This window comes from Marivivens sp. JLT3646 (genome assembly GCF_001908835.1).
GTDB classification, from domain to species: Bacteria; Pseudomonadota; Alphaproteobacteria; order Rhodobacterales; family Rhodobacteraceae; genus Marivivens; species Marivivens geojensis.
Genome location: NZ_CP018572.1, coordinates 2,189,417 through 2,205,000, shown reverse-complemented (window position 1 = coordinate 2,205,000; position 15,584 = coordinate 2,189,417). Strand labels below are relative to the sequence as shown.

The 15,584-nt window shown below is 55.9% G+C and carries 13 protein-coding genes, 1 tRNA gene and 2 rRNA genes (1 of these 16 cut by a window edge); 14 read left to right on the top strand and 2 right to left on the bottom strand.

Annotation, left to right across the window (positions count from 1 at the left end; genetic code table 11):
- From BSK21_RS11005 to BSK21_RS10985, 5 genes are all read left to right on the top strand, one after another.
- Nucleotides 1-2,526, top strand: a 23S ribosomal RNA gene (locus tag BSK21_RS11005); it begins 302 nt to the left of the window's first position.
- 86 nt (nt 2,527-2,612) lie between these two features.
- Nucleotides 2,613-2,727: ribosomal RNA gene (gene rrf, locus BSK21_RS11000) — 5S ribosomal RNA — on the top strand.
- A 104-nt stretch (nt 2,728-2,831) separates the two neighbouring features.
- Nucleotides 2,832-2,908, top strand: a tRNA-Met gene (locus BSK21_RS10995).
- Nucleotides 2,909-3,148: 240 nt separating this feature from the next.
- Nucleotides 3,149-3,844 (top strand): fumarylacetoacetate hydrolase family protein, encoded by a 696-nt coding sequence (locus BSK21_RS10990; RefSeq protein WP_067548554.1) that lies wholly within the window; start codon nt 3,149-3,151, stop codon nt 3,842-3,844.
- A 91-nt stretch (nt 3,845-3,935) separates the two neighbouring features.
- Entirely contained in the window at nt 3,936-4,697 is a 762-nt protein-coding gene (locus BSK21_RS10985; RefSeq protein ID WP_067548550.1) for an SDR family NAD(P)-dependent oxidoreductase, read from the top strand.
- Nucleotides 4,698-4,763: 66 nt separating this feature from the next.
- Here the strand turns inward: BSK21_RS10985 and BSK21_RS10980 are convergent, their stop codons facing one another.
- A complete protein-coding gene (locus BSK21_RS10980; protein ID WP_067548547.1) occupies nt 4,764-6,914 on the bottom strand; it encodes an esterase-like activity of phytase family protein in 2,151 nt (716 codons plus the stop codon).
- Nucleotides 6,915-7,151: 237 nt separating this feature from the next.
- On the opposite strand from BSK21_RS10980, the gene phnC reads away from it, so the two are divergent.
- The 5 genes from phnC to BSK21_RS10955 all read left to right on the top strand — a co-directional run bounded on the left by phnC (nt 7,152) and on the right by BSK21_RS10955 (nt 11,825).
- Nucleotides 7,152-7,973 (top strand): phosphonate ABC transporter ATP-binding protein, encoded by an 822-nt coding sequence (phnC, locus tag BSK21_RS10975; RefSeq protein WP_067548544.1) that lies wholly within the window; start codon nt 7,152-7,154, stop codon nt 7,971-7,973.
- A 68-nt stretch (nt 7,974-8,041) separates the two neighbouring features.
- A complete protein-coding gene (gene phnD / locus BSK21_RS10970; protein WP_067548557.1) occupies nt 8,042-8,953 on the top strand; it encodes a phosphonate ABC transporter substrate-binding protein in 912 nt (303 codons plus the stop codon).
- Between the two features lie 63 nt (nt 8,954-9,016).
- Nucleotides 9,017-9,871 (top strand): phosphonate ABC transporter, permease protein PhnE, encoded by an 855-nt coding sequence (gene phnE, locus BSK21_RS10965; protein WP_067548541.1) that lies wholly within the window; start codon nt 9,017-9,019, stop codon nt 9,869-9,871.
- A complete protein-coding gene (phnE, locus tag BSK21_RS10960; RefSeq protein ID WP_067548538.1) occupies nt 9,868-11,205 on the top strand; it encodes a phosphonate ABC transporter, permease protein PhnE in 1,338 nt (445 codons plus the stop codon). The genes phnE (BSK21_RS10965) and phnE (BSK21_RS10960) overlap by 4 nt, the downstream gene beginning before the upstream one ends.
- 2 nt (nt 11,206-11,207) lie before the next feature.
- Nucleotides 11,208-11,825 (top strand): chloramphenicol acetyltransferase, encoded by a 618-nt coding sequence (locus BSK21_RS10955; RefSeq protein WP_067548535.1) that lies wholly within the window; start codon nt 11,208-11,210, stop codon nt 11,823-11,825.
- Here BSK21_RS10955 and phnF read toward each other — a convergent pair.
- Complete coding sequence (phnF, locus tag BSK21_RS10950) at nt 11,822-12,535, bottom strand: phosphonate metabolism transcriptional regulator PhnF (protein ID WP_067548534.1); 714 nt, start codon at nt 12,533-12,535, stop codon at nt 11,822-11,824. The genes BSK21_RS10955 and phnF overlap by 4 nt on opposite strands.
- Before the next feature lie 77 nt (nt 12,536-12,612).
- Here phnF and phnG point away from each other — a divergent pair, with 77 nt between their 5' ends.
- The 4 genes from phnG to BSK21_RS10930 are packed head-to-tail and all read left to right on the top strand — an operon-like array spanning nt 12,613 to nt 15,582.
- Nucleotides 12,613-13,053: a phosphonate C-P lyase system protein PhnG gene (phnG, locus tag BSK21_RS10945; RefSeq protein WP_067548530.1), complete on the top strand. Its 441-nt coding sequence runs from the start codon at nt 12,613-12,615 to the stop codon at nt 13,051-13,053.
- Nucleotides 13,053-13,625 (top strand): phosphonate C-P lyase system protein PhnH, encoded by a 573-nt coding sequence (phnH, locus tag BSK21_RS10940; RefSeq protein ID WP_067548527.1) that lies wholly within the window; start codon nt 13,053-13,055, stop codon nt 13,623-13,625. The genes phnG and phnH overlap by 1 nt, the downstream gene beginning before the upstream one ends.
- Nucleotides 13,625-14,713, top strand: a complete 1,089-nt coding sequence (locus BSK21_RS10935) for a carbon-phosphorus lyase complex subunit PhnI (RefSeq protein WP_067548524.1) — start codon at nt 13,625-13,627, stop codon at nt 14,711-14,713. Before phnH ends, BSK21_RS10935 begins: the two co-directional genes overlap by 1 nt.
- On the top strand, nt 14,710-15,582 hold the full coding sequence (locus BSK21_RS10930) for an alpha-D-ribose 1-methylphosphonate 5-phosphate C-P-lyase PhnJ (protein ID WP_067548521.1): 873 nt from the start codon (nt 14,710-14,712) through the stop codon (nt 15,580-15,582). The genes BSK21_RS10935 and BSK21_RS10930 overlap by 4 nt, the downstream gene beginning before the upstream one ends.
- The last annotated feature ends 2 nt before the right edge of the window (nt 15,583-15,584 follow it).

Sequence of the window (15,584 nt, the reverse complement as noted above, 5' to 3'; positions counted from 1 at the left end):
CAGCCGAGCCTTGAGAGTGACTAGAACACGTTGGGAAGCGTGGCCATAGCGGGTGATAGCCCCGTATAGGAAGCTCAATGGGACGTATTAAGTAGGGCGGAACACGTGAAATTCTGTCTGAAGATCGGGGGACCACCCCCGAAGGCTAAGTACTCCTTACTGACCGATAGCGAACCAGTACCGTGAGGGAAAGGTGAAAAGCACCCCGACGAGGGGAGTGAAACAGTACCTGAAACCGGACGCCTACAAGCAGTCGGAGGGGCCTTGAGCCCTGACGGCGTACCTTTTGTATAATGGGTCATCGACTTGGTCTCACAAGCAAGCTTAAGCCGTTAGGTGTAGGCGTAGCGAAAGCGAGTCTTAATAGGGCGATTGAGTTTGTGGGATCAGACCCGAAACCGAGTGATCTAGCCATGGCCAGGATGAAGATAAGGTAACACTTATTGGAGGTCCGAACCCACACCTGTTGAAAAAGGTCGGGATGAGCTGTGGCTAGGGGTGAAAGGCCAATCAAACTCGGAGATAGCTGGTTCTCTGCGAAATCTATTTAGGTAGAGCGTCGGACGAATACCCTCGGGGGTAGAGCACTGGATGGGTAATGGGGTCCCACAGACTTACTGATCCTAACCAAACTCCGAATACCGAGGAGTACTATCCGGCAGACACACAGCGGGTGCTAACGTCCGTTGTGGAGAGGGAAACAACCCTGACCGACAGTTAAGGCCCCTAATTCATGGCTAAGTGGGAAAGCAGGTGGGACGACCAAAACAACCAGGAGGTTGGCTTAGAAGCAGCCATCCTTTAAAGATAGCGTAACAGCTCACTGGTCTAAATAAGTTGTCCTGCGGCGAAGATGTAACGGGGCTCAAGCCATGAGCCGAAACTTCGGAGTGCGTAAGCACTGGTAGCAGAGCGTAGTGTGATATAGTTCCATGCGTCCTTACCTTCCTCGGAAGGATTGGACGCAAGGAGCTTTCGATGAAGCCGGGCTGTAAGGCATCCGGTGGAGAGATCACTAGTGAGAATGATGACATGAGTAGCGACAAAGAGGGTGAGAGACCCTCTCGCCGAAAGTCCAAGGGTTCCTGCTTAAAGCTAATCTGAGCAGGGTAAGCCGACCCCTAAGGCGAGGCCGAAAGGCGTAGTCGATGGGAACCAGGTTAATATTCCTGGGCCAGGAGATGGTGACGGATCTCGAAGGTTGTTCATCCTTATCGGATTGGATGGGCCGCTTAGAGGTTCCTGGAAATAGCCCTCCATGAGATCGTACCCTAAACCGACACAGGTGGACTGGTAGAGAATACCAAGGCGCTTGAGAGAACAACGTTGAAGGAACTCGGCAAAATACCTCCGTAAGTTCGCGAGAAGGAGGCCCCGTTCGTAGGCAACTATGGGCGGGGGGCACAAACTAGGGGGTGGCGACTGTTTACTTAAAACACAGGGCTCTGCGAAGTCGTAAGACGACGTATAGGGTCTGACGCCTGCCCGGTGCCGGAAGGTTAAAAGGAGGGGTGCAAGCCTCGAATTGAAGCCCCGGTAAACGGCGGCCGTAACTATAACGGTCCTAAGGTAGCGAAATTCCTTGTCGGGTAAGTTCCGACCTGCACGAATGGCGTAACGACCTCCCCGCTGTCTCCAACGTTGACTCAGCGAAATTGAATTGCCTGTCAAGATGCAGGCTACCCGCGGTTAGACGGAAAGACCCCATGCACCTTTACTATAGCTTCGCACTGGCAACAGGTACAGCATGTGCAGGATAGGTGGTAGGCTTTGAAGCAGGGACGCCAGTCTCTGTGGAGCCTCCCTTGAGATACCACCCTTGCTTTGCTTGTTGTCTAACCGCGGTCCGTTATCCGGATCCGGGACCCTGCGTGGTGGGTAGTTTGACTGGGGCGGTCGCCTCCCAAACAGTAACGGAGGCGCGCGAAGGTTGGCTCAGAGCGGTCGGAAATCGCTCGTTGAGTGCAATGGCAGAAGCCAGCCTGACTGCAAGACTGACAAGTCGAGCAGAGACGAAAGTCGGCCATAGTGATCCGGTGGTCCCGAGTGGAAGGGCCATCGCTCAACGGATAAAAGGTACGCTGGGGATAACAGGCTGATGATGCCCAAGAGTCCATATCGACGGCATCGTTTGGCACCTCGATGTCGGCTCATCTCATCCTGGGGCTGGAGCAGGTCCCAAGGGTATGGCTGTTCGCCATTTAAAGAGGTACGTGAGCTGGGTTTAGAACGTCGTGAGACAGTTCGGTCCCTATCTTCCGTGGGTGTAGGATACTTGAGAGGAGTTGCCCCTAGTACGAGAGGACCGGGGTGAACGATCCACTGGTGGACCAGTTGTCGTGCCAACGGCAGTGCTGGGTAGCTATGATCGGACAGGATAACCGCTGAAGGCATCTAAGCGGGAAGCCCCCCTCAAAACAAGGTATCCCTGAGGACCGTGGTAGACCACCACGTCAATAGGCCGGAGATGTAAGTGCAGCAATGCATTCAGTTGACCGGTACTAATCGTCCGATAGGCTTGATTTGATCCAGTAAAAACAACGCTGGTAAATCAAGAGCATACACACACACAATCAGTTGTACTCGACTTGGAAAAATTGGTTCTTATTCGGTCTGGTGGCTATAGCACGAGCAAAACACCCGGATCCATTCCGAACCCGGCCGTTAAGTGCCGTTGCGCTGATGGTACTGCGTCTTAAGACGTGGGAGAGTAAGTCACCGCCAGACCTAATAAGAACCAATCCTTTCTCTCTTTCGATATCATCCAGCAAAGCAATCAATAAAACGCATATGCTGGACTAACGCACCAGTGACACAATAGTCACAATCGGCGCGGGGTGGAGCAGCCCGGTAGCTCGTCAGGCTCATAACCTGAAGGTCGTAGGTTCAAATCCTACCCCCGCAACCAAAACAAATTCTCAAATAAATTCAGCAGCCGGTAACCCCAAATAAGGGAAACGTGGCGTTGGGCCCACCGAAAGCCGTAGTAATGCGGCTAGGCCGGCTGCGATCGTATGTTTCGTTCTAAATACTCATCCCCGATTAACTCCGCTGGCTAAAAATACGTACCTGTTCTTGCAGGATCGTCTTACAGTGAGGTTCAGGCGCTATCTCCGACCCGTCAAAATCTAGATCAGGACGTCACTGTATGACCGCTCACTTGTTTCAGTTACCCGAGGCTCTCACGATCCCTGTAAAGGGTGAAGCGGCCGAGTATCCTGTGGGCCGTATTTTCTGTGTTGGGCGCAATTATGCCGCTCATGCCGAAGAGATGGGGTATGAGGTTGATCGCGAAGCACCATTTTATTTCACTAAGTCGCCCACGGCTGCGGTCCTGTCGGGGTCGACGGCGGCATATCCACTGGGCACCGAAAATTACCATTATGAAGTGGAGTTGGCTTTGGTCATCGGGTCGGACGTTACCCGAGCAACGTCTGAAGAGGCCGAAGTTGCAATATACGGGTATTGCTGTGCGCTCGACATGACGCGCCGAGATTTACAGTTGAAAGAACGGGTTAAACAAAGGCCTTGGGATTTGGGCAAGGATGTTGAACAGTCTGCCGTGTTTTCCACGATCACGAAGGCAACCGATTTTACGCCAGCCGATCAGCGTATTCATTTGTCGGTCAACGGAGACCTTAGGCAAGACTCGACGCTCTCTCTACTTGTTCACAAGGTGGCAGACATCGTTGCTGATCTGTCTAAATACTATCACCTACGTGCTGGTGACGTGATTCTAACTGGCACGCCAGAAGGTGTCGGACCAGTTGTTCCAGGTGATGTGATTAGCGGTGGGATTGATGGGCTTGATCCGATTTCATTGACGATCGGTGCGTCGATTTGACCGTCACGGTTTCCTTTCCGTAACGTTAGGAAACTATTGAACCTCAAATGCTTGGGCGACCTAATGCGCGGGACGTTTAAGGGAGGACTTCATGGATATTTCGGGGCAGGTGGCCATCGTAACAGGTGGCGGCAGCGGCCTAGGTGCGGCAACGGCACGGTATTTGGCATCCAAGGGCGCTAAGATCGGCATTCTGGACTTTGACGGAGCTGCAGGGGCAGCGGTCGCGTCCGAGGTGGGAGGACTATCGGTTCAGGTCGATGTGGGCGATGCGGCGCAGGTGGAAGCCGCGATTGATACTATCGTGTCTGAGCTGGGCGCACCGCGTGTCGTTGTGAATTGCGCTGGCATTGCGAATGCTGCTCGCATGGTGGGACGTGAAGGTAAACTGGCCGTCGATCTGTTCGAACGTGTGATCCGTGTTAACCTGATCGGCACATTCAACGTGATGTCGTATGCGACGCGGGCGATGATGAACCTGCCGTTGCTGGAAAATGGTGAGCGTGGCGTGATCATCAACACCTCGTCCGCGGCCTATCAGGATGGTCAGATGGGGCAGGCGGCTTATTCAGCGTCAAAGGGTGGCGTGGCGTCTATGTGTCTACCGCTGGCGCGCGAATTGGCACAATCGGCCGTGCGCGTCATGGCGATTGCACCTGGTCTGTTCGGCACGCCAATGATGATGAGCCTACCGACAGAGGTCACTGACGCGATCATCAAAAACGTGCCCCACCCTGCGCGTTTGGGTCAGCCGGACGAGTTTGGCCTCTTGGTGAGCCAGATCATCGAGAACCCGTATCTGAACGGTGAGGTGATCCGTCTCGATGGGGCAACACGTCTGCCGCCGCGATAAGGGAACAAAGAAGTAGCAAAAAGGGGCGCGATTGCGCCCCTTTTCGTGTTTCTGGGTAAGGCGTTCTTAGAACTGGCCGATCGACCAGAAGAACGTCTCACCCGAGCTATCATCAACGCCGTCATTGTCGGTCGACATCCATGTGGTGCCGTCTTGCATGATTGCCATGCCTTCGATCTTGTCGACGACGTAGCCGCCGTTCGATGCCAGATCAGGGATCAGGTCGTAAACGATTTCTTTGGTAACAACCGGCAGGTCACCGCCCAGTGGCGCAGGTACCATTTCGGACAGCGCAACGCGGGTCACTTGTTTCACGGCAGCGTTTTCACCGATCTGGTTGTCACGTTCGATCAGGTAGACGTAGTCGCCGTGGGCCTGAATTTCCGACAGGCCGATCCAGCCCGTTTCAACGGCGTCCAGCGGATAACGAACAGCGCCCCATTCTTCGGTGCTGGTGTTATACGACACCAGTTTCACAAAGCCTTTGTCGTCGTCAGCCCATTCGCGCTGAACGGCCATCCAAAGGGTGTCGCCGACCAGTGTGATGCCTTCAAAGCCAAAACGTTTTTCAACAGCCAAGAGCTCTGCTGGAAGAGCGATTTCTTCCTTGATCTGACCGTTGGCCGTCACGTGGTAGATTGCGTGAGGAACCAGACGATCGGTGCGGCCTTCGGATGCGATCCAGAAACCGCCTTCGCCGTCCAGTGTAATGCCTTCCATGTCCATCTTCTGTGCAGGATAACCTGCGCGGGTCACGTCGGTTGCTGCGATGATTCGAGCAGGTGTTTGGCTCGGGTCGATGGTGAAGATGCGCGGCTGGTAGCCATAGAAGCTGTCGTTGACGGCGTAGATCACACCGTCTTCGTCCGCGACCATGCCAGAGATTGCGCCCCAGCCGATCAGTTCGTCAGCGCCTTCAGAGGTCAGTTGCGGGTATGCTGCTGGTGCGTCCTGAAGTTCGTAGATCATGACGTGCGCACGTGCTGCACCATCTTCGCCAAGGTCAACCTCGTTTGCGGTGGCAAGCAGGCCGCGCTCTGGGATTGCAATCGCGCCCTCAGGCGAAATGCCCGACGGCAGAACTTGTTTGAAGACAGGGTTGGTCGCGTCCGTCACGTCGTAGACGGAGATGGTCGATGCGCGTTCGGACAGGATGAAGGCGTAGGTGGTGTCACCGAAGGTCGCGACTTCCATGCCTTCAGGCTCAACGCCTTTGGCGTCGGAACGTTTGTCGGGGTAGTGGCCTGCTTGAATAATCGGGGTTTCAAAGGCGTTGCCCGACTCCCAAACCAAAGTGCCGTCTTTGTGGAACACAGTGACCGAACGCGAACCGCCGTCCATGTCGCCTTCGTTTGCGATCATGACGTGGTTATCGTCGATCCACTGAAGACCATCGGGCTCGCGTAGGCGACCAGGCTGGCTTTCGTTAAAGATCAGTGCGCCGCGTTCGTCGGTCGCGTCGATATTTACCAGATCGACAGAACCAGCAGAGAATTCGTTCTGAACCGAACCGTCAGCGTTCAGGATAACGATCGAGTTGTTTTCCTGCATGGTGACAGCGATTTCGCCGAGGCTGTTGACGTCAACAAATTCGGGCTCTGGATCTTCGGGTGCGATTTCGCTGAGGCCAGTTACGTCGATTTTCACGAGGCTATCGCAAGCTAGAGCATCGCCAGAGAGGCCGACGGTGACCATGTAGCCAGCAGGCATCTGGCCAACGCGACCGTCGCCTAGGTCTTCGTCACGTTCGTTCTCGATAGCGACCGTTACCATGTCTCCAGCGTGGGTGTGCGCCGTCGAGTCAGGCTGACCGCCTAGGTCACACTCACCAGTGATCGAACCGTCAGCGAGGTCTAAAGAAACCAGCTTGCCCGACGGATTGGTATAGGATTCAGAAGTGTTCACCGCCACGTAAGCGGTGTTGCCGACGACGGTTACAGAGGTCGGTTCGCCGCCCATGTCCACGTTGCCTTTGGCCTGTGGGTTTGTCGCGTCAGTGATGTCGATCAAACCAACGACGCCCAGCGGGCTATCAGTATAGATCAATGTCATGCCATCGTCAGACGCGGCGATGATTTCGGCAGAGGATTCTGCAGAGGCATCAGCGTTGTTATACGGCGTCGCAAACGATGCGATGCGGTTAAAGTTCATCTCTGCCGATGCTTGGCCAGCGGCCAGAGCGAGGATCGACGTAAGGCAGACGGATTTAAAGGTCATGCGAAACTCTCTGTCGGAAATTGAAAGACAAAATTCGCATGATGGGCCTGTGTAACCTCTGATTAAAGCAATGGTGACACTCCTGTAAAATCACGACCTACACGCTGTTTTTCGATCCGCTGACACGCCTTGAGGTGTCGTAAAACTGAATCTTTGCTGTCGCTAAAGGTTCATAGGCATGAGAATTTCTTGTCACAAACCATGCGTATCCCCCGACGGAGCAAAACAGGGGATGGTATGCAACTCAACGTAAACAGCGTGACCAAGCGCTTCGGTGACAAAGCGGCAGTCGACAACATTTCGTTCTCGGTCGAAGGCGCGCAGTTCGTAGGCATCATTGGCCGCTCTGGTGCGGGTAAATCGACGTATTTGCGTATGATGAACCGCCTGACCGATGCGAGCGACGGTCAAATCATTGTTGATGGCGTTGATGTGCTGGCACTGCAGGGCAGAGATAAACGTGACTGGCAGAGCCAGTGCGCGATGGTGTTCCAGCAGTTCAACCTTGTCCCGCGTATGGATGTCGTTTCGAACGTGCTGCATGGCCTTTTGGGCCGCCGTTCCACGCTGACCAGTGTTCTGAACCTTTGGTCGAGCCAAGACATCACCCGCGCTCTCGAAATTCTGGACCGCTTGGGGATCGCTGAACAGGCCGCAAAGCGGGCCGAGGCGCTATCTGGTGGTCAACAACAGCGAGTCGCGATTGCCCGTGCGCTGATGCAAGACCCCAAGATCATCCTTGCCGACGAACCAATTGCCTCGCTCGACCCGATGAACGCGCAGATCGTGATGGACACGCTCAAGCGCATCAACGTCGAAGACGGCCGCATGGTGATGGCGAACCTTCACACCCTCGATACAGCACGTCGCTATTGCGACCGCGTGATCGGGATGCGGGACGGTCGCATCGTGTTTGATGGTACCCCAAATCAACTGACCCAAGACGTCGCTCGCGACATCTACGGGGCAGACGAAAGCTTTTCCGAGAGCGCGACCTCGACAGAGATTGGGTCGCTGGCTCCCGCAACAGAATACGCAGCCGCACTGTTGAGCGACTGAGTAGCCGCAGGCAAAGGCCGTGTGATGGCCGCGCCAATTCGAATGATATGTTCCCTTTGGAGACGACCATGAAAAAGATCCTTTCCGTTGCACTCGCAACTACCGTTCTGGCTGGCGCTGCTGCCGCTCAGGAAATCACTGAATTCAACATCGGTATCCTCGGCGGTGAAAACGCACAGGACCGTATGAACTCCTATGCTTGCCTTCAGAACTACGCATCTGAAGCACTCGGCGTTGACGTTAAACTCTTCGCTCCGGCTGACTACGACGGCGTTATCCAGGGTCTTCTGGGTGGCACCATCGACATGGCTTGGCTCGGCGCTTCGGGTTACGCAAAAGTTTACCTGACCGATCCTGAGGCTGTTTCTCCGGTTCTGGTTAAAGCGAACCTCGACGGTTCCTACACCTACCACTCCATCGGTTTCGCACGCGCTGACAGCGGCATCACTTCGCTCGAAGACGTTCAGGGCAAAGTCTTCGGCTTCGGTGATCCGAACTCGACCTCTGGCTTCCTGATCCCGTCGGTAGAAATCCCGCAGGCAACTGGCCACTCGATGGAATCTGGCGACTACTTCGGCGAAGTTCGCTTCACCGGCGGTCACGAGCAAACCATCGTTGCAGTAAACAACGGCGACATCGACGCAGGCGTGACCTGGGCTGACGGTCAGGGCAACTGGGAAGACGGCTACAACTCGGGCGCTCTGCGCAAGGCAGTTGACGCTGGCCTCGTTGACATGAACGACCTCGTCCAAATTTGGATGTCCAAGCCGATCCCAGAAGGCCCTGTTGTTCTCCGCAACGCACTGCCGGAAGACGTAAAAGCAACCATGACCGCGCTGGTCGAAGGTCTGCAAGCTGCTGACCCAGATTGCGCATACGGTGTTGCTGCAGGCGACACCGCTGGCTTCGTTCCGATCACTCACGACTACTACGAAACCATCATCGAAGTACGTCGTCAGCAGATCGCTAACGGTTCCTAATCAAACCATGACCCGAAGGCAGCATCAGTCTGCCTTCGGGTTTTTCATATCCGGGACATACTAATGACGGCACACACCGTATCTGGCACGGCAGAGTATCTCGCTTTGGTCCGCCGCCGCCGCCTCTATGGGGCCATTCTGGTCGCGCTCTTCTTTGTGCTTTTTGCGAGCGGGTTCACAGTTGCCGAAGATCGCAATGCAGGCGGGTTTCTCGACGGTTTGCACCGCATTTTTGATTTCCCAAAAGAGATTTTCTCTGAGGCTTTCACGAACTGGCAGAACCTTCCACGTCTGTTCGTGGCTGCAATCCCGTCCCTGATCGAGACACTGAATATCGCAGCGATTGCGACTTTGTTCGGCGGTATCTTTGGGATGGCTCTGGCCTTTCTTTCAACGCGTGGTCTTGCTCTTTGGCCGCGCCTGACACCCGTTTTCCGCCGCATCATGGATACCATGCGCGCTGTGCCTGAGATCGTTATCGCATTGGTGCTGATCTTTCTTTTGGGCGTCGGACCTGTCCCCGCGATGATCGCGATTGCGTTCCACACGGCGGGCGCATTGGGCAAACTGTTTTCCGAAGCGGCAGAGAACGTGGACCTGAAACCCGTTGAAGGTTTGGCGTCGGTCGGAGGCAATTGGTTCCAACGCATCTGGTTTGGCGTGATGCCTCAGGTCGCGCCGAACTGGTCTTCCTACGCACTTTTGCGGTTCGAGATTAACATTCGTGCCTCGGCGATCCTTGGCTTCGTTGGCGCTGGCGGTTTGGGCTACGACCTGAAAACCGCGCTCCAGTGGGGGCAGGGGAAATACGATCAAGTGGTCGCGATTTTCGCGATCCTGTTCCTGACTATCATGATCGTTGACCACTTGTCTGACCGTGCCCGTCAACGTCTGGTAAAGGGAGGGGCATTGGCATGACCACAGCATCCGAATATTTCGATACCGTCGGTTTGAAGCAGTCCATTGAGGGCACCTTTCGGTTCCGCAAATGGCGCAGCATCGCGGTGCCCTTCGCGATCCTCGGTTACCTGATCTACGTGTTCTTCGCGTTCGACGTTGCGGGTCTCGCGTCTCGTGCGCGTCCAGAGAATGCAGCGGTCCTACTTGGTGACTTTTGGTCCTATAAGACCCACATCACGCGCGATAACCGGTCTGGTGACGTGGTTGCTTCGGTCGAGGGCGAACGCAAAGGGACATACCCTGCAGGCGAAGGCCCCGAATGGGTGGCGATGGGTGAAACCACTGCCATTTCGCTCTACGGGGATGCCTCTGTTCAGTATCTTCCTGACAATACGGCTGCCATCAATGTCCCTGACTTTGGTGAAATCACGACCCAAGTGAACGGGCGCGCTGTGGTGCTCACGCTCCCTGATGGCAAAGATATTCCTGAGTGGATGAGCGTCTCTCGCAATCGCGTGTCCATCGATCAAGGCAACTGGCGTTTTTCTATGACCCCCGCACGGACCGAAGTGTTCCGCTATCAAGCGGGCTGGGAGCTGTTCTTCTTTACTCTCGACAGTCCGTTCTACGGCAAGTCGGTTGGAGAGCTGATCGCGCTTGCCATTTGGAAACCGCGTGTGACCGCAGAGAATTCCAACATCGTCGCGATGATCGACGGCTTTTGGAATAACAAAATGTGGCGCCATGGCGATGTGTTCTGGGCGATGGGTGAAACGGTTCTGATGGCGTTTATCGGCACAATGGGTGCTGGGATGATCGCGTTCCCGCTGGCCTTTTTCGCGGCGTCGAATTTTGCGCCTGCGGTTTGGCTACGCCTCACATGCCGGCGTTTATTCGACTTCCTGCGCGGGGTTGATGGTCTGATCTGGACCGTTATTCTGTCCCGTGCGTTCGGTCCAGGTCCGATGACGGGCTCTTTGGCGATCCTGCTGACGGATACGGGGACCTTCGGGAAAACTTTCTCTGAGGCGCTGGAAAACATCGACAACAAACAGGTCGAAGGCATCCAGTCCACGGGTGCGAATATGATCCAACGGATGCGCTTTGGTGTGATCCCGCAGGTCCTCCCTCTGATCCTGTCGCAGCTCCTCTATTACTTTGAATCGAACACCCGTTCGGCCACGGTCATTGGTGCGCTTGTCGGGGGCGGCATTGGTCTTTTGCTGACGCAGGCGATCATCACCCAAAAGGACTGGGAAGAAGTGTGCTATTACATGATCCTCGTCGTACTGACGGTTATGATCATGGACGCGGTCTCGGGCTGGATCCGTAAGAAATTCATTAAAGGGTAATCATGCCGAAACTCTCTGCGACCGAACCGTTCGTTCATCCCGACTGCGAGATCGGCAATTCCACTTTTGGGGCCTATGTTGAGATTGGCAGAGGCAGCCGTGTTCTGAATTCCACATTCGAGGATTATTCCTACTGTGACCGTTACGCTGATGTAGCGAACACAACGGTCGGAAAATTCGCGAATATCGCGGCCTTCACACGGATCGGGCCGACGGATCACCCGTATCGGAATGCGGCGCAGCACCATTTCCTCTATCGGTCGTCCTATTATTTCGACGGCGTCGAGGATGATCCTGCGTTCTTTGAACATCGCGCATCACGGCGCAGCACTTTGGGCGCAGATTGCTGGATCGGGCATGGGGCAATCATTAAGCCAGAGATCACCATCGGCATCGGTGCGGTCGTCGCATCAGGCGCGGTCGTGACCAAGGACGTCTCACCCTTCATGATTGTGGCGGGCGTTCCAGCGCAGCCCGTGAAGATGCGCTTTGAACAGTCCGTTGCGGATCGGCTCTTGGACCTCGCGTGGTGGGATTGGCCGCATGGTCGGTTAAAGGACGCTTTGAACGATTTCCGTCGTTTGCGGGCCGAAGACTTCCTCGAGCGCTACGAAGGCTAATGCCCGTCGTTCGCAACGGTTAGCGCGACGCGATCCCCGACAAACCAGCTTAACCCGTATTCAATCGGCGCACCGTCGCGGTCGACGTTGATCGCTTCGGTCCTCAAAAGTGGTGATCCTTCACTGACCTTTAACATGCCTGCGCGCGGCCCTTTGGCGATGGTCGCTGTGATGCGGGTCGAATGGCGAGTGTAATCGGTCACCCCAAGCCGTTCCAGCGTTTTGGAAATCGACCGTTCGGCCTCCATGATCTGCGGGAGGTCTGCAAACCGTTGGGCGGGCAGGGCAGAGATAAAGTGACAAATGGGCAGGGCATCGCCCGATGAAATCCCTTCGACGACATGCACCATATCAACACCCAAAGCGTCGCGTTCCTCGGCCTTAGCGGGGCGCGTTTCTATGCGGATCACTTGGCGCGATGGCGCCCGCCCCGTAGCCGCGATGTTCTGGTGAAACCTCACACGTGCGCCGAGCTGGTAGTCGGCGGGCGGATTTGAGGCAACGAACACGCCAGATCCACGTTGGGACACCGTTATCCCGTCTTCGTTCAGCGAGGCTAGCGCATGGCGTACGGTGTGACGGTTGACGCCGAACCGTGCCGACAATTGCGCCTCAGTCGGAAGCTTTGTTCCTGCGGGATAAAGGCCTTCGCGTATTTCATCTTTGAGAGTTTGGGCAATCGACAGCCACACAGGATTTTTGCGTGTCATGAAACCTTCATTTGCGAAATGGCGGCGAATCTAGCAATATTTGTCTAGTTGTATAGATAGGTAGACAAATCGTCAAGATGTCCACACTGACCACAGACACCCGCAAATCATACATGGGCCTACTGGCGCGTGCCCGCCCTGAGCGGCTCGAACAGTTGTTGCCCGACCTTCCTGCGCACGATTGGCTGCGCCGTCCTGAGATCGGTACAACGATGGTGCGCGGTCGGATCGGCGCGACAGGTGCGCCGTTTAACCTCGGTGAGATGACCGTGACGCGCTGTGCGCTCAAACTGTCGGATGGCACAGTTGGGCACGCCTATGTGCAAGGGCGCGATCAGGGCCACGCGACACGCGCGGCCATTGTGGATGCGCTGATGCAGTCCGAAGGCGTGGAGCAAGTCGATGCGGCCATCCTCGCGCCGCTCCGTGCAGAAGAGGCTGAAAAACGCACCTCTCGCGCAGAGAAAGCCGCAGCGACCAAGGTCGAGTTCTTCACAATGGTTCGGGGAGAAGACTGATGTTCGAAGCCGAAGTTCTATCGGGTGGATTTTCCAACCCAGCCCAAGACAGCGCCCGCGCCTTTCGTGCCTGCCTCGAAGCGATGGCCCGTCCGGGGCGTATCCAGCAGATCGTCGGCGCGGTCCCTCCCGCGCCATTGTCGCCCGCTGCTGGTGCCATTCTTTTGACCCTCGCTGATGCAACGACACCGATTTTCATCGCGAAAAGTCACGATACTGAAGCCGTCCGCAAATGGATTGCGTTTCACTGCTCGGCTCCTGTCGTTGTGTCGGGTGAGGCAGATTTCGCGATTGGCACATGGGACGCGCTGCAGCCTGTATCGCAGTTCGCAATCGGCACGGCAGAATATCCTGATCGGTCCGCAACATTGATCGTTGAATGTGAGGATATATCGGCACCGACGGCCGCACTGTCTGGCCCTGGGATTGAAACGACACAGACCGCGTATCTGCCTACCATCGATGCCTTTGCCGCCAACGGCGCGCAATTTCCGTTGGGTTTTGACTGTTACTTTACTGCGGGCAGCCAACTGTCGGCCCTGCCGCGTAGCACGAAAGTGGAGACACTCTGATGTATGTCGCAACCAAAGGCGGTGAACGCGCGATTGATGCGGCGCACCAGTGGCTTTCCGATGAACGCCGTGGGGATCGTTCGGTTCCTGAACTCAGCGTCGCCCAAATCCGTGAACAGATGGCACTAGCTGTGAACCGTGTGATGGCCGAAGGATCGCTATATGATCCTGAGCTGGCCGCGCTGGCGATCAAACAGGCTCGGGGCGATCTGATCGAGGCGGTGTTCCTTATCCGCGCTTACCGCACGACCCTGCCACGATTTGGAGCATCTGTTCCGGTCGAGACGGATCGCATGGACATCATTCGCCGCATTTCGGCGACGTTCAAGGACGCGCCGGGTGGTCAAATCCTCGGGCCGACCTTCGACTACACGCACCGTTTGCTGGACTTCAAACTCATGGCGGATGGCGAGGCATCTGAGGCGCTGCGCAAAGAGGCTGAGGCCGTCGTCGCGCCACATATCCTGCAGCTCCTCGACCAAGACGGGTTGATGGAACCGCTGTCTGATGGCGACGAAACACCGCCTGACCTCACCCGCGAGCCTCTCGAAATGCCTGCGGATCGCCCGCTGCGTTTGCAGGCTTTGGCGCGTGGCGACGAAGGGTTCGTCCTGTCGATGGCCTATTCGACACAGCGTGGTTACGGACGCACTCACGCTTTTGTCGGCGAATTGCGGATCGGCACTTGTGCGGTTGAGATGGAAATCCCTGAACTGGGTTTTGCTGTTGAAATCGGCGAAATTGAGCTGACCGAATGTGAGACGGTGAACCAATTCACAGGTTCCAAATCCGAGCCGCCACAATTCACGCGGGGCTATGGTTTGGTCTTGGGCCAATCAGAGCGCAAGTCGATCTCGATGAGCCTCGTGGATCGTGCGCTCCGCTGGGAAGAACTGGGCGAAGACAACGTCGGAGCGCCTGCCCAAGATGCGGAATTCGTTCTGTATCACTGTGACAACATTCAGGCGACGGGCTTTCTCGAACATATCAAGCTGCCGCATTACGTCGATTTCCAGTCCGAACTGGAACTCATCCGAAAACTCCGCCGCGAAGCCGCGGATGCTCAGGTCAAGGAGGCCGCAGAATGACCGATCAGGCCTATAACTTTGCCTATCTGGACGAGGCGACAAAGCGTATGATCCGTCGCGCTTTACTCAAGGGCCTCGCGATCCCTGGGTATCAGGTGCCCTTTGCAAGTCGTGAAATGCCGATGCCTTATGGCTGGGGCACGGGCGGTGTTCAGGTCACAGCGGCGTGCCTGACGCCCGACGATACTCTGAAAGTGATCGACCAAGGTGCTGACGATACGACCAATGCCGTATCGATCCGCAAGTTCTTTGAACGGACCGCGCAGGTCCAAACCTCGGAAACCACAGCAAAGGCGACCGTCATTCAGACCCGTCACCGTATTCCAGAGGTCGCACTGACCGAGGGACAAATCCTAGTCTATCAGGTGCCGATCCCAGAGCCTCTCCGTTTCTTAGAACCGCGCGAAAGCGAAACACGTCGTATGCACGCGCTCGAAGAATACGGCTTGATGCATGTGAAGCTCTATGAGGACATTGCACGCCATGGCGCGATTGCGACTTCCTACGCTTATCCCGTGAAGGTCGAAGGTCGCTATGTCATGGACCCGTCACCGATCCCGAAATTTGATAACCCGAAACTGGGCGGCAATGCTGCGGTTCAATTGTTCGGCGCTGGGCGTGAACAACGCATCTATGCGCTTCCACCCTATACCGATGTCGTGAGCCTTGATTTCGAGGACCACCCCTTTGACCCGAGTAAGGCGGATCATGCCTGTGATCTTTGCGGGTCGGAAGTGAGTTACCTCGACGAACTGATCACCGATGACAAAGGCAGCCGCATGTTTGTGTGTTCTGACACCAGCTATTGCACCGCCCGTCAGGACGAGGGTCACACAGGCCGCTTGTCGCCAGAAGGAGAAGCGGCATGACC

Bases quoted from the DNA above. Each gene is read 5' to 3' on its own strand.
- BSK21_RS10990 (WP_067548554.1), top strand. From the start codon at position 3,149: ATGACCGCTCACTTGTTTCAGTTACCCGAGGCTCTCACGATCCCTGTA.
- BSK21_RS10985 (WP_067548550.1), top strand. From the start codon at position 3,936: ATGGATATTTCGGGGCAGGTGGCCATCGTAACAGGTGGCGGCAGCGGC.
- BSK21_RS10980 (WP_067548547.1), bottom strand. From the start codon at position 6,914: ATGACCTTTAAATCCGTCTGCCTTACGTCGATCCTCGCTCTGGCCGCT.
- phnC (WP_067548544.1), top strand. From the start codon at position 7,152: ATGCAACTCAACGTAAACAGCGTGACCAAGCGCTTCGGTGACAAAGCG.
- phnD (WP_067548557.1), top strand. From the start codon at position 8,042: ATGAAAAAGATCCTTTCCGTTGCACTCGCAACTACCGTTCTGGCTGGC.
- phnE (WP_067548541.1), top strand. From the start codon at position 9,017: ATGACGGCACACACCGTATCTGGCACGGCAGAGTATCTCGCTTTGGTC.
- phnE (WP_067548538.1), top strand. From the start codon at position 9,868: ATGACCACAGCATCCGAATATTTCGATACCGTCGGTTTGAAGCAGTCC.
- BSK21_RS10955 (WP_067548535.1), top strand. From the start codon at position 11,208: ATGCCGAAACTCTCTGCGACCGAACCGTTCGTTCATCCCGACTGCGAG.
- phnF (WP_067548534.1), bottom strand. From the start codon at position 12,535: ATGACACGCAAAAATCCTGTGTGGCTGTCGATTGCCCAAACTCTCAAA.
- phnG (WP_067548530.1), top strand. From the start codon at position 12,613: ATGTCCACACTGACCACAGACACCCGCAAATCATACATGGGCCTACTG.
- phnH (WP_067548527.1), top strand. From the start codon at position 13,053: ATGTTCGAAGCCGAAGTTCTATCGGGTGGATTTTCCAACCCAGCCCAA.
- BSK21_RS10935 (WP_067548524.1), top strand. From the start codon at position 13,625: ATGTATGTCGCAACCAAAGGCGGTGAACGCGCGATTGATGCGGCGCAC.
- BSK21_RS10930 (WP_067548521.1), top strand. From the start codon at position 14,710: ATGACCGATCAGGCCTATAACTTTGCCTATCTGGACGAGGCGACAAAG.